The organism is Mycobacterium sp. ELW1 (assembly GCF_008329905.1).
Lineage (GTDB): Bacteria > Actinomycetota > Actinomycetes > Mycobacteriales > Mycobacteriaceae > Mycobacterium.
In genome coordinates, this window is sequence record NZ_CP032155.1 from 393,784 (window position 1) to 407,606 (window position 13,823).

The window sequence follows — 13,823 nt, forward strand, 5'->3', positions numbered from 1 at the left end:
GCGTTACCGGCTTATTCAGGGCCTTTGGTCACTACTTCTGACCAGGGGCTTTACGGGTCGACGGCAAACCGCCACAGGGACAGGCGCTATCTTGGTCTGGCCACCAGGTTGCCGGTCTCCACGCCGTAGCCGCTGAAGATCCGGGAGGGGAATTTTGCACATCGGGAAGATAACCATCGGCACAATCGATGATTGGTCGCCGAGCCCCGGTGTGGTGATTTCCTGGCACCCGACAAAATCCGCAATGGACAAAGCGCGACAAGCGCCCGTCAGTTCGGTGCCCGTCAGCTATATGCAGGGGCAACACATTCGTGGCGTCTACGAACAGGACAAGGCCGGACTCGACTATTCGCGGCAGATCATCGCAACGTGCGAAGTTCCTGGTCAGTGCGATATTGACGCCATGAATCACGCGTTGAACGCGTATCTTCGCCGGCACGACACGTATCGGAGTTGGTTCGAATACTCCGGGTCCGGCGATATTATCCGGCGCACTATCGCCGATGCCGCCGATATTGAATTCGAGCCGATCAACAACGGTGTCATGGCCGCCGAGGATGCGCGCAAACACATCGTCGATATTCCCACCCCCATGGAATGGGGTTGTTTTTCCTTCGGCGTCGTGCAAAGTGACGATCACTTCGATTTTTATGCCAGCATCGACCACGTTCACGGGGACGCGGCGCTGATCGGGATCACCATGCTCGAGGCGCACGGGATGTACACGTCACTGACCATGACCGGTCAGCCCATGGCGCTGCCCGAGGCCGGCAGCTTCGACGATTTCTGCATCCAGGAGCGCGACGCCACCGCGGATTTGACCGTCGATTCGCCTGAGGTCCGAGCCTGGATCGAGTTTGCCGAGAACAACAACGGCACGCTTCCCGAGTTCCCGCTGCCGCTGGGGAACGCCCTGGAGCCGACGGTCGCTGACATGGTCGGCGAGATGATCCTGGACGCCGATCAGACCGCGCGGTTCGACGCGGCGTGTACGGCGGCCGGTGTTCGCTTCGTCGGCGGCCTGTACGCCTGCACCGCCATGGTGGAACATGAATTGACGGGTGCGACAACCTATTACGGGCTCACGCCCCGGGACACCCGCAGGACCTCGGACAATTTCACCACTCAGGGCTGGTTCACCGGCTTGGTGCCGATCACCGTGCCGATCGCCGCGACGACGTTCGGTGAAGCCGCCTGGGCGGCGCAGACGTCGTTCGATTCCGGTTTGAGCCTGGCGCGGGTGCCGTATTACCGGGTGCTGGAGCTGGCTCCGTGGTTGGAGAAGCCGCACCCGAACTTCCCGGTCTCGAACTTTCTGCATGGCGGCGCCGCACCGCTCAACGCTGTGCTCGCGGCCGCTGACATGGGCTATTCGAACAACATCGGGATCTACTCCGACGGCCGCTTCAGCTATCAGCTGACGATCTATATATTCCGGTACGAGGCCGGCACCGCGATGGCGGTGATGTTTCCGGACAATCCAACCGCCCAGAAATCGGTCGCTCGCTACATCGCCGCGATGAAGTCGGTGTGTGGACGGATCGCCGACAGCGGGCATTGGTGACGTTTCTTGTTGGATTTGGTGAAGGTCGATGCAGTGAAGGGGCACGGGGCCGCAGGGCCTCGCGCGGTGTGAGGAAATTGTGCGACGGCTGACCGATTTTGTGGTGCGGTGGCCCTGGGCTGTGATCGGTGTCTGGGTTGCCTTGGCGGTTGCGTTGCCGCTGACGTTTCCGAGTCTGACCGAGATGGCCCAGAAACATCCGTTGTCGATGTTGCCGGGCGATGCCCCGTCCAGCGTGGCGGCGCGACAGATGACCGAAGCGTTCTCCGAACCGGGCGGCGACGACCTGCTCCTGGTGGTGCTGACCGATGAGAGGGGTTTGACCCCCGCTCACGAAGCCACCTACCGCAAGCTGGTCACCGCGCTGCGCGACGATCAGCACGACGTCGTGATGCTGCAGGATTTCGTCGGAACACCAGCTCTGCGTTCGTTTTTGACGAGTAAGGACAACAAGTCCTGGGTGGTGCCGGTCGGGCTCGCGGGCGCATTGGGGACCCCGCAGTCCTATGAGGCCTACAACCGGGTGGCCAACATCGTCAAACAGAGCACCGCGGGCAGCCCGCTCGAGGTGCACCTGACCGGACCCGCGGCCACCGTCGCCGACCTCACCGTGGCCGGCGAACGGGACCGCCTGCCGATCGAGATCGCGATCGGTGTGCTGGTGCTGCTGGTGCTGTTGATCGTGTACCGCAATCCGATCACCATGCTGCTGCCCTTGATCGGCATCGGAATCTCGCTGGTGATCGCGCAATCCGTGGTCGCAGGGTTGTCGCACACCACCGGTCTGGGGGTGTCCAACCAGGCGATCATCCTGTTGAGCGCGATCATCGCCGGTGCGGGAACGGATTACGCCGTCTTCCTGATCAGCCGCTACCACGACTACATGCGCCGCGGTGAGGACTCCGACGCGGCGGTGCGGCAGGCCTTGAACTCGGTGGGCAAGGTGATCACCGCATCCGCGGCCACCATCGGAATCACGTTCCTGGGCATCAGCTTTGCCAAGATGGGCGTGTTCTCGACGGTCGGCGTGTCATCGGCGGTCGGCGTCGGGGTGTCCTTCCTCGCCGCGATCACGTTGCTGCCGGCCATCATTGCGCTCGCCGGCCCGCGCGGCTGGATCTCGCCGCGCCGCGAGCTGACCGCACTGTGGTGGCGACGGTCCGGCGTTCGCATCGTGCGCAGGCCGCGGGCCCATCTCGTGGCCAGCCTGCTGATCCTGATTCTGCTGGCCAGCTGTGTGGGGTTGGCGCACTACAACTACGACGATCGCAAGGCGGTCTCACCGGGGGCCTCGAGCTCGGTGGGCTACACGGCTCTGGAGCGTCATTTCGACCTCAACCAGTCCATTCCGTCCTACGTGTTGGTCCGCTCTCCGCGCGATCTGCGCAACCCGCAGGCGCTCGCCGACCTCGAACGGATGGCCGAGCGCATCAGCCAAGTGCCGAACATCGCGATGGTCAGCGGTATCACCCGGCCCCTGGGTGAGGTGCCGCAGGAGTTCCGTGCCACCTATCAGGCGGGCCTGGTCGGCGACCGGCTGGGCACCGGTTCGGCGATGATCGCCGACAACATGGGCAGCCTTGACCGGCTGGCCGGCGGCGCCAACACGCTGGCGAACAATCTCGGCGACGTGCGGGGCCAGGTCGGTCAGATCACCACCAGCGTGCAGAGCGTGGTCGACGCGTTCGGCTCCATCAAGGGCCAATACGGTGGCGACAAGCTGGTCAAGAACGTCGAGGTGGCGACCAAGCTCGTCAACGCGGTCAACCGGCTCGGCAATTCGATGGGCGTGAGCTTCACGGCGGCCAGGGACATGTTCGCCTGGGTGGGCCCGGTTCTGGTCGCGCTGCACGGCAATGCGGTCTGCGACCTGGATCCGTCCTGCGCCGAGACCCGCGGGCATTTCCAGGCATTGGTCGACGCGCGCAACGACGGCACCCTCGACGAGATCAATTCGCTGGCAACGCAATTGCAGTCGATGCAAGACAAGCAGTCGCTCAACGCAACGCTCAACCAGCTCAATGACGCGTTCGCCCGGCTGACGAAGCTGATGAAGCAGATGGGGCTCGACTCGCCCGGCGGCGCGCAGGCGGGCACGACCAAGCTCCGGCAGGGGGCCGATCGCGCCGCCAGCGGAAGCCGGGACGTGGCCAACGGTGTGGACCTGGTCGTCGACCAGATCAAGCTCATGCGCACCGGGCTCGATCAGGCGGCCGCGTTCCTGCTGTCGATGAAGCAGAACGCCGCGTCGCCGGCGATGGCGGGGTTCAACATTCCGCCCGAGGTTCTCGAACTGCCCGATTTCAAGATGGCGTCGAAGATGTTCATCTCGCCGGACGGGCACTCGGTGCGGTACCTGGTGCTGACCAAGCTCGATCCGTTCAGCGCCGCGGCGATGGATCAGGTCAACGCCATCAGTGACGCCGCCCGCAGCGCACAGCCGAACACGTATCTGGCAGATGCCACGATCTCGATGGGCGGGTATCCCGCCGCGCTGCGCGATACCCGCGATTACTACCAGAAAGATATCCGTTTCATCATCGCCATCACGATGATCGTGGTGCTGCTGACGTTGATGCTGTTGCTACGGGCGATCATTGCGCCGCTGTATCTGGTTGGCTCCGTCGTACTTTCGTACTTCGCGGCACTCGGTATCGGCGTCCTGGTCTTCCAATATCTGTTTCATCAACAGTTGCACTGGACGGTGCCGCCGCTGGCCTTCGTCGTGTTGGTCGCCGTGGGCGCCGACTACAACCTGTTGTTCGCGTCGCGGCTGCGGGACGAGTCCGCGGACAGCACTCGTTACGGCGTGATCCGGACGTTGTCGTCGACCGGTGGCGTGATCACCGCGGCCGGATTGATCTTCGCGGCGTCGATGTGGGGTCTGTTGTTCTCCAGCATCGGTACCGTGGTTCAGGGCGGGTTCGTCATCGGCGCCGGAATCCTGCTGGACACGTTCCTGGTCCGGACCGTCACCGTACCCGCCATGGCTACGCTGGTCGGAAAAGCGAACTGGTGGCCGTGACGATCGAGCTCGCAGGGGAGCGTCAACGCATGAAGAAGCTACTCGCGGCGGCGACCACGCTGATCACGGTGTGCGCCACGGGCGGAATCGCGGCCGCCGACCAACCGACCCCCGACCAGCCGAACGGCGACGGTCCGCCGATCGGCACGCCCGGCCGGGGATATGCCCTCGGCGGCGCGCACGTGTTGGGCATCCCTTACGACGAGTACATCCGCCGTACCGGTGCCGAGTGGTTCCCGGGCTTGGACCGGCAGATCGTCGACTACCCCGCGGGACAGGTTCAGGGCCACACCCTCGAGCGCTTGTTCCCCGGTATCGGAAAGCTCGACGACAACTTCCCGGGTCTGGGTATCGACGGCCCGAGCATCGGCGAATCGGTCGACGAGGGTGAGGGCAACGTCATCCGGGCGATTCAGGCGGGCGGGCCGGGTACCGCGATCGGTCTGTCGGAGGGCGCGATGGTGCTCAACGCCGTGCAGAACAGGTTGGCCACCGATCCGAATGCGCCGCCACCGGACCAGTTGTCGTTCGCCACCTACGGCGATCCGATCGCCCCGCACGCCTTCGGGTCCGGCTTCCTGGCCCAGAACTTCCCGGTCGGCAGTGTCGTCCCGGCACTGGATTACCGGATGCCCCCGCAGGTGGACAGCCAGTACGACTCGTACCGGTTCGTCTCCGCCTACGACAGCATCGCCGACTGGCCGGACCGGCAGGACAACTGGATGGCACTGGCTAATGCGGTCGTGGGCCTGGCGACCGGTCACACCGCTGTCGCGTTCACCAATCCGAGCATGGTCCCGCCGCAGAACATCAGGACCACCGTCAACTCCAGGGGCGCGAAGACGACGACGTACCTGATTCCGGAACAGCACCTGCCGTTGGTGTTGCCGTTCAAGTACCTCGGCGTGGACGAAGACACCCTGAACAAGCTGGACGCGGTGATGAAACCCTCAGTGGATGCCGGATATTCGCGCAATGACGATCCGCTGACCGCGCCGATCGAGGTCGATCCCGTGAACGGCTACGACCCGGCCGCCGTGACGGCTCCGGCCACGCAGGCCGCGTTCGGTGGCGGCACCGATCCGCTGTCTCAGTTGACGGCGGGGCTGCAGTATGTGCTGAACCACGGTCCCAGCGCGCACTGACCCAGACGGCTGTCAGATCTCAGACGCCGAGAAGACCCGCCGCGAGTAGCACCACGCCGACCACGGCCAGCAGCACCGCCACCTCGCGGCGGCGCCGCGCCCGGACCCAGCCATGCAGTCGGGTCATGGCCGCATGTGTGCGTTGCGGGGCCGCCAGATAGGCCAGCAGCGGAATCTCGACGAGCGCGAACGCGATGACGTTGAACGTGAGCAACGCCCCGAACCGCACCGCGGGATCCGCGGTGCCCGCGCCGATTACGGCCAGCGCGGCCAGATAGTCCACCGAGGGCAGCGCGATCCCCAGGCCGGCGACACCGGCAACCCACAGCGACGGGCCGTCGAGTAGACGGCTCAACCACGCCGGCACGGTCCGGTCGCGGCGGCCCTTGGTGACCGCCAGTATCGCCGCTGCCGCCAGGGCGAGCGCACCGATCACGATCTGCACCCGCGGGAGGGTGAAGTGCGCCGAGGCCGGGATGTGCGATTCCAGCGCGAACAGCACCACCGCGCCGACCGACAATCCCATCAGGAATCCGCCGCACAGGAACGCGGCCAACTGCAGATGCGGACGAGGCCGATTCAGCATCACCACCGACATGCCGATGCGAAACGGTTCCAGACTGACGGCCACGGCCATCACCAGCAGGGTGAACCACATCGGATGATCAGCTACGCATCCAACCGCACGAACTGTCCTTGCCGATACGGGTCGATGCACGCGGCCCGGCGGATCTTGCCGCTGGTGGTGGTCGGTATGGAACCGGGCTCCACGAGGACGATGTCAGCTACCTGCAGACCGTGGGCGCGCGAAATAGCCGCGACCACATCGCTTTTCACTGCCTCGAGGTCGGTGTCGTCGCGCTTCTTGAGTTCGACGACGGTGACCAGCTTCTCGGTCTCCTCATCGGACACCGCGATCGCCGCGACCCTGCCGCCGGTGATCTTCTGCACCGTCGCCTCGATGTCGTCGGAGTAGTGGTTGCGGCCGCGCACGATCAGCATGTCCTTGATACGCCCGACGATGAACAGGTCACCTTCGGAGACGAAGCCCTGATCACCCGTGCGCAGCCAACCGGTCGTGGGGACGTCCGCCGCCGGACCCGCCAGCGTCGCGCCGAACGCGGAACCGGTCTGCTCGGGTTTGCGCCAGTAGCCGGCCGAGACGTTCTCACCGTGCGTCCAGATCTCGCCGACGGTGCCGTCCGGGCACGTCTCGCAGGTATCGGCGTCGACGATCCGCACGAGCGGCGACACCGGCAGTTGGTATCGCAGCAGCTGGGTGCCACCGGGTTTGCGAATGGCGTTGCCCTGGGTCAGCTCCTCGGCGTCGAACTCGATCACCTCGGGCACCTCATTGGCGGTGCTGCTGGCGACGTAGACGGTGGCCTCGGCCAGGCCGTACGAGGGCGCCATCACCTCGGGGCGAAGGCCAATGGGGGCGAGGCGTTCGTTGAATCTGACCACGGTCTCCGGGTGGATGCGTTCGGCTCCGTTGATGATGCCGATGACGCCGCTGAGATCGAGGCCGTCCAATTCGGCGTCGGTGCTGCGCCGCGCGGTGAGGTCGAAGGCGAAGTTCGGTGCGCCCGACCACGCTTTCGGATTGCGGGCCAGCAATTGCAGCCACCGCGCCGGCCGGGACAGAAACGCGATCGGGCTCATCAGGTCGGCCGGGTGCCCGCTGAAGATCGGAGCACCGATCCCGAGCATCAGTCCCATGTCGTGGTAGAACGGCAGCCACGAGACCAGGCTGGTCCCCGGTGGGAATTCGCCGCCGAAGTGCGGCACGTAGTCGGCCATCAACTGGTCGAAATTGGCACACATATTGCGGTGCGAGATCATCACGCCGGCGGGCAGCCGAGTCGATCCCGACGTGTACTGCAGATAGGCGATGTCGGGGCCGTCGGGCACCTCGACACAGTCGTCCCCGGGCGGCGCGTCGAGATCGAGGGTGTCCACGGCGATCGTGGCGATCACGGCGGCGCCGTCGTCGACGTACTGCGCGGCCACCTCGAACACCGCGGAGGTGGTCAGCACGACGGTCGGCGACGTATCCGTCACCACCGCGCTGACCCGCTCGTCATGCGAACCGGGAACGGGTACCGAGAGCGGGACGGCGATGAAGCCCGCTTGCATGGCGCCCAGGAACGCCACGATGTAGGCCAGGCCCTGCGGCGCGATGATCAGCGCCCGGTCGCCCGGGACGCCCTGCTGGCTGATCTCTCGCGCGACGTTGAGGGTGCGGCGGTACAGCTGAGACCAGGTCAGACTTTCGGCGACACCGTCCCAATCCCGGTCGTAGTCGGTGAACGTGAAGGCGACGTCGTCTGGCGTCGTACTGGCGCGCTCGCGCAGCACAGACAGGATGGAGACGTTCGGCACTGCCCAAGGCTACTCAACGAATATTTGAGCTGCGCCCGCCCCTACGAGTCTCAATTCACCTCTGGCCGGGATTTATTCTGGCCGCGCCGACCGCTGCATGGGAAGATGGCGGCGTTATGAGCAACACAGAGCTGAGCCCCGCCTCGCTGCGTGAGGCGTTCGGCCATTTCCCCTCCGGTGTCATCGCGATCGCCGCGGAAGTCGACGGCGTCCGGGTCGGCCTGGCTGCCAGCACGTTCGTGCCGGTGTCGCTGGACCCGCCGCTGGTCTCGTTCTGTGTGCAGAACAATTCCGAGACCTGGCCCAAACTGAAGGACCTGCCGTCCTTGGGCATCAGCCTGCTCGGTGAATCGCACGACGCCGCGGCCCGCACCTTGGCGGCCAAGACCGGCGACCGCTTCGCCGGGCTGGAGACGCACTCGCACGAAAGCGGTGCGGTGTTCGTGCACGGCACCAGCGTGTGGATGCAGAGCTCGATCGATCAGTTGGTGCCGGCCGGCGACCACACCATCGTGGTGTTGCGAGTCCAGGACATCACTGTGCACGACGTGCCGCCGATTGTGTTTCACCGCAGCACATTTCGCAGACTGGGCATCTAGCCCAGCCTGATCTCCACCCGCCGTCAGCGCTTTTCGGCGAGCTCGTCGCGGTAGCCGGCGACGCGCTGTTCGAGTTCATCCGCATCGTCGGAGCGGCCCTGCTTGCGGGCCAGTTCGGCGCGGGCGGACAGTTCGCGGATCGCGGTCCGGATGTCATTGATGCTGTGGACAGTCCCCATCTGTTCGAGGCTACTCACGATCGGTGAAATGCCAAGGGCCGCAAGAATCCGAAGATTCCTGCGGCCCTCAGCCCAGAGTCTCTACTTGTCGCGCCGGAACAATTTGTTGCCCAGCCACACGACCGGGTCGTACTTCTTGTCGGCCACGCGCTCCTTCATCGGGATCAGCGCGTTGTCGGTGATCTTGATGTGCTCGGGGCACACCTCGGTGCAGCACTTGGTGATATTGCAGAAGCCGAGGCCGTTCTCTTCCTGGGCCATGTCGCGACGGTCGATGGTGTCCAACGGATGCATCGACAACTCAGCCTGGCGCATCAGGTAGCGCGGGCCGGCGAACGACTTCTTGTTCTCCTCGTGGTCACGGTTGACGTGGCACACGTTCTGGCACAGGAAGCACTCGATGCACTTGCGGAACTCCTGGCTGCGGTTCACGTCCTCCTGCTGCATCCGGTAGTCGCCGGGCTGCAGGTCCTTCGGGGGAGTGAACGACGGGATCTCCCGCGCCTTCTCGTAGTTGAAGGACACATCGGTGACCAGGTCACGCATCACCGGGAACGTCCGCAGCGGCGTGATCGTGACGACCTCGTCCTCACCGAACGTCGACATCCGGGTCATGCACATGAGTCGCGGCCGGCCGTTGATCTCGGCGGAACACGAACCACACTTGCCGGCCTTGCAGTTCCACCGCACGGCGAGGTCGCCGGCTTGGGTGGCCTGCAGCCGGTGCACGATGTCGAGCACCACTTCGCCGTCGTTGACCTCGACGGTGTAGTCCTGCAGGTCGCCGCCGTCCTCGTCGCCGCGCCAAACCCGCAGTTTTGCGTCGTAAGCAGCCATTCTCAGCCCTTCCGGTCAGGGTGCTCGGCCAGTTGATCTTCGGTGTAGTACTTCTCGAGCTCGGTCAGCTCGAACGTCGCCAGCAGATCGGGCCGCATCACGGGCTGCTGCTCAGGGGTCACCGTCACGTCGGGCACGACCGCGTCCGCTTCGCCCGGCGCGACTCGGCACACCAGCAGCTTGTTGCGCCAGTGCGAATCCATCTTCGGGAAGTCGTCGCGGGTGTGTCCGCCACGGCTTTCCGTGCGCGCCAGCGCCGCCTTGGCGACGCATTCGCTGACCAGCAGCATGTTGCGCATGTCGATCGCCAGGTGCCAGCCGGGGTTGAAGAGGCGGCCGCCTTCGACGACGACATTCGCATAGCGGGCTTTGAGCTCGTCGATCTTGCCCAGTGCCTCTTGGAGTTCACCCTCCTTGCGGATGATGCCCGCCAGGTCGTTCATCGACTGCTGAAGCTCGGCGTGCAGGGTGTAGGGGTTTTCGGGGTTGTCCTTCGGCTCGAACGGCGCCAGCGCCAGCTTGGCGGCCTCGTCGACCGCCGCCTCCGAGACCGTCGGACGCTCCGAGAGCGCCCGCACGTAGTCGGATGCACCGAGCCCGGCGCGCCGGCCGAACACCAGAAGGTCCGACAGCGAGTTACCGCCCAGGCGGTTGGAGCCGTGCATACCGCCGGAGCACTCGCCCGCGGCGAACAGGCCCGGCGTCACGCCGGCGCCGGTGTCGGGATCGACCTCGATGCCACCCATCACGTAGTGACAGGTCGGACCGACTTCCATCATGTCCTTGGTGATGTCGACCTCGGCCAGCTCGATGAACTGGTGGTACATCGACGGCAGCCGGCGCTTGATCTCCTCGGCAGGCATCCGGGAGGCGATGTCGAGGTAGACGCCGCCGTGCGGGGTGCCGCGGCCGGCCTTGACCTCGTCGTTGATGGCGCGGGCGACCTCGTCGCGAGGAAGGAGGTCAGGGGTGCGGCGTGCCGAGTCGTTGTCCTTCAGCCACTGATCGGCTTCTTCCTCGGATTCGGCGTACTGCCCCTTGAACACATCGGGGATGTAGTCGAACATGAAGCGCTTGCCTTCGGAGTTCTTCAGAACACCGCCGTCACCGCGGACACCCTCGGTGACCAGAATGCCCTTCACCGACAGCGGCCAGACCATGCCGGTCGGGTGGAACTGGATGAACTCCATGTTGATCAGGCCGGTACCCGCGCGCAGGGCGAGCGCGTGCCCGTCGCCGGTGTACTCCCACGAGTTCGACGACACCTTGAACGACTTACCGATGCCGCCGGTGGCGAGCACCACGGCGGGCGTCTCGAACAGGATGAACTTGCCGGTCTCGCGCCAGTAGCCGAAGGCGCCGGCGATCTTGTCGCCGTCCTTGATCAGGTCGGTGATCGAGCACTCGTGGAAGACCTTGATCCGGGCCTCGTAGTCGCCGAGTTCCTTCTTGTCCTCCTGCTGCAGCGAGACGATCTTCTGCTGCAGGGTCCGGATGATCTCCAGACCGGTGCGGTCACCGACGTGCGCCAGGCGCGGGTAGGTGTGGCCGCCGAAGTTACGCTGGCTGATCTTGCCGTCTTTGGTGCGGTCGAACAGTGCGCCGTAGGTCTCCAGCTCCCAGACCCGGTCCGGGGCTTCCTGCGCGTGCAACTCGGCCATCCGCCAGTTGTTCAGGAACTTGCCGCCGCGCATGGTGTCGCCGAAGTGGACCTGCCAGCTGTCCTTGGTGTTGACGTTGCGCATCGCGGCCGCACATCCACCCTCGGCCATCACCGTGTGTGCCTTGCCGAACAGTGACTTCGTCACCACGGCAACCTTGAGACCACGTTCCCGGGCCTCGATGACTGCTCGAAGGCCTGCGCCGCCGGCACCGATCACGACCACGTCGTAGGAATGCCGTTCGACTTCCACCGTCATTTGACCTCGCTCAAGCTATGGGTTTGAAAGTTCTTCTCAGCCAACAAATCTCAGGTCAGAGATGGTGCCGCTGGCCACCAGCATGACGTAGAAATCGGTGAACATCAGGGTGCCGAGCGTGATCCAGGCGTACAGCTTGTGCCGGGTGTTCAGCTTGCTGACCTGGGTCCAGATCCAGTACCGGACCGGATGCTTGGAGAAGTGCTTGAGCCGCCCACCCGTCACGTGCCGGCAGGAGTGGCAGGAGATCGTGTAGACCCACAGCATCACCACGTTGCCGACCAGAATGATGTTGCCCAGGCCGAATCCGAAGCCACCGGGGCCGGTCTCGGAGTGGAACGCCACGATCGCGTCGTAGGTGTTGATCAGCGAGATGATGCCGGCGATATAGAAGAAGTACCGGTGGGTGTTCTGGATGATCAGCGGAAAGCGGGTCTCTCCAGTGTATTTCGCGTGCGGCTCGGCCACGGCGCAGGCCGTCGGGGACTGCCACACCGAGCGGTAGTAGGCGCCGCGGTAGTAGTAGCAGGTCAACCGGAACAGCAGCAGGAACGGCAGCGACAGGAAGGCGTACGGCACCAACGACAGCAGCCCGGTCGTGGGCAGGATCTGCGGCCAGAAGTCGCTCGCCTCACCGCATGCCTTGCTCAGGCACGGCGAATAGAACGGCGTCAGATAGTGATACTGCGGGACGAAGAAGTGGTCCCGCTGGAACGCGCGCACCGTCGCGTAGATGACGAAAGCGGCGAATCCGAGGTCGGTCCAGATCGGCGCTTTCAGCCAGTTGTCGGTCCGCAGCGTGCGTTGCGGTATCTGGGCACGGCCGGGTGAGAAGACGCCGGTTTTCGGGCGGTTACCCGCAGGTGCGCTCATCTACTGTGATCCCCTTCGCATGAACTCATCGGAGGGTACCCAGATCACGGCACCCGGTTAAATTCGGGTCAGCGGCGGTTGTGCCCGCCCACGCCCTCGTCATCGACGTCGCGCCAGAAGGTGGAGTCGTAAGGGGTGTCGGGGATCCCGATCTTCTCTCCTGCCGACACCGCCGTTTGCTGGGTTAGGGCAAGCTCATTGGCGTCGATGTCAAGAAGTTCCACGTCATTGAGGATGCGCTCGGCATCGTTGACGATTCGGCGCATTGCCGGAGTATCGGCGTAACGGCTCTTCAACGAGCTCACGCAGCGCCGCAATCCACCGATCAGATGGTGAAGTTCGGCCAATTCTGTGGTGGTGGTCAAGGGGACCTCCCTGGGCTGAAGGTGTTATGGATCACAGTACGACACCCGATGCTAGCCACATTCGGAACTCAACGTGAGACAGGTCACGTCGGGAATGGCGTTGCGGCAGTCGTGTTGCACAGCCCAGGATCAAGCCGACAGATAGGGGACCTGGTGTCCGATAAGAGCAGTCTTGCCACGCGCGCCGACGCACTGCTGGCCTTGCATCAGCCGGGCAACCCGGTGGTGTTGCCGACGGTGTGGGATGCCTGGTCGGCGAATCTGGCGGTGGCGGCCGGATTCGCGGCGCTGACCGTCGGCAGCCATCCCATGGCCGATTCCGTCGGCAAGCCCGACGGCGAGGGTATGAGCTTCGACGACGTCGTCGCCCGCGTCACCCAGATCACCTCGGCGGTGGACGTGCCGGTCTCGGTGGACATCGAATCCGGCTACGCGCAGCCGGCCGAGCGCCTCATCGAGGGACTGCTGAGCGCCGGCGCGGTGGGCCTCAACATCGAGGACACCGTGCACAGCGAAGGCAAGCGGCTGCGGTCGTCGGCCGAGCACGCCGAATTGGTGGGCGCGCTGCGTGCCGCCGCCGACAGTGCCGGGGTGCACGTGGTGGTCAACGCCCGCACCGACCTGTTCGTGCGCAACGACGGCGACGACGCCGACCGGGTGGACCGGGCGATCGCCCGGCTGACCGAAGCCGCGTCCGCCGGAGCCGACGTGCTCTACCCGGTGGGCCGTCACGAACCGGAGACGTTGCGCCGCTTGGCAACTGAGCTGCCGCTGCCGATCAACGCGATCGCGCTGCCGGAGTCCGACGACCCGGCGTCGTTCGGGCCGCTGGGGGTGGGGCGGATCAGCTTCGGGCCGTTCTGGCAGCGGGCGCTGACCGTGCGGGCCAACGAGATCCTGGACCGCTGGCGCTAGCGGTTCCGCCGAGAGTGGGG

The 13,823-nt window shown here is 65.0% G+C and carries 12 protein-coding genes; 5 read left to right on the forward strand and 7 right to left on the reverse strand.

The annotated features are described in order from the left end of the window. Positions 1-154 precede the first annotated feature (154 nt). From D3H54_RS01770 to pe, 3 genes are all read left to right on the forward strand, one after another. Positions 155-1,564 (forward strand): condensation domain-containing protein, encoded by a 1,410-nt coding sequence (locus D3H54_RS01770; RefSeq protein WP_149377593.1) that lies wholly within the window; start codon positions 155-157, stop codon positions 1,562-1,564. A 79-nt stretch (positions 1,565-1,643) separates the two neighbouring features. Further along, positions 1,644-4,589 (forward strand): MMPL/RND family transporter, encoded by a 2,946-nt coding sequence (locus D3H54_RS01775; protein ID WP_149377594.1) that lies wholly within the window; start codon positions 1,644-1,646, stop codon positions 4,587-4,589. Positions 4,590-4,618: 29 nt separating this feature from the next. Next, a complete protein-coding gene (gene pe, locus D3H54_RS01780; protein WP_149377595.1) occupies positions 4,619-5,734 on the forward strand; it encodes an acyltransferase PE in 1,116 nt (371 codons plus the stop codon). A 19-nt stretch (positions 5,735-5,753) separates the two neighbouring features. On the opposite strand, the gene D3H54_RS01785 is transcribed toward pe, so the two are convergent. Both D3H54_RS01785 and D3H54_RS01790 read right to left on the reverse strand, forming a co-directional pair. Beyond that, the gene (locus tag D3H54_RS01785; protein WP_149377596.1) at positions 5,754-6,392 is read right to left on the reverse strand and encodes a GAP family protein; all 639 of its coding nucleotides are present in this window, start codon (positions 6,390-6,392) and stop codon (positions 5,754-5,756) included. A gap of 11 nt (positions 6,393-6,403) precedes the next feature. Continuing rightward, positions 6,404-8,116 (reverse strand): AMP-binding protein, encoded by a 1,713-nt coding sequence (locus D3H54_RS01790; RefSeq protein WP_149377597.1) that lies wholly within the window; start codon positions 8,114-8,116, stop codon positions 6,404-6,406. 116 nt (positions 8,117-8,232) lie between these two features. Between D3H54_RS01790 and D3H54_RS01795 the strand changes: the two genes are divergently transcribed. After that, a complete protein-coding gene (locus D3H54_RS01795) occupies positions 8,233-8,715 on the forward strand; it encodes a flavin reductase family protein (RefSeq protein ID WP_102807778.1) in 483 nt (160 codons plus the stop codon). Between the two features lie 23 nt (positions 8,716-8,738). Here D3H54_RS01795 and D3H54_RS01800 read toward each other — a convergent pair whose 3' ends face one another. The 5 genes from D3H54_RS01800 to D3H54_RS01820 all read right to left on the reverse strand — a co-directional run bounded on the left by D3H54_RS01800 (position 8,739) and on the right by D3H54_RS01820 (position 12,888). Beyond that, positions 8,739-8,894 carry a hypothetical protein gene (locus tag D3H54_RS01800; RefSeq protein ID WP_149377598.1) on the reverse strand — a complete coding sequence of 52 codons (156 nt, stop codon included), beginning with the start codon at positions 8,892-8,894 and terminating at the stop codon, positions 8,739-8,741. Positions 8,895-8,975: 81 nt separating this feature from the next. Beyond that, a complete protein-coding gene (locus D3H54_RS01805) occupies positions 8,976-9,731 on the reverse strand; it encodes a succinate dehydrogenase/fumarate reductase iron-sulfur subunit (protein ID WP_149377599.1) in 756 nt (251 codons plus the stop codon). Positions 9,732-9,733: 2 nt separating this feature from the next. Then, complete coding sequence (locus D3H54_RS01810; RefSeq protein WP_149377600.1) at positions 9,734-11,650, reverse strand: fumarate reductase/succinate dehydrogenase flavoprotein subunit; 1,917 nt, start codon at positions 11,648-11,650, stop codon at positions 9,734-9,736. 36 nt (positions 11,651-11,686) lie between these two features. Continuing rightward, a complete protein-coding gene (gene sdhC, locus D3H54_RS01815; RefSeq protein WP_149377601.1) occupies positions 11,687-12,523 on the reverse strand; it encodes a succinate dehydrogenase subunit SdhC in 837 nt (278 codons plus the stop codon). 68 nt (positions 12,524-12,591) lie between these two features. Further along, entirely contained in the window at positions 12,592-12,888 is a 297-nt protein-coding gene (locus D3H54_RS01820; protein WP_149377602.1) for an Rv0250c family protein, read from the reverse strand. Positions 12,889-13,041: 153 nt separating this feature from the next. On the opposite strand from D3H54_RS01820, the gene D3H54_RS01825 reads away from it, so the two are divergent. Continuing rightward, positions 13,042-13,803 (forward strand): isocitrate lyase/PEP mutase family protein, encoded by a 762-nt coding sequence (locus tag D3H54_RS01825; protein ID WP_432246465.1) that lies wholly within the window; start codon positions 13,042-13,044, stop codon positions 13,801-13,803. Positions 13,804-13,823: the final 20 nt, after the last annotated feature.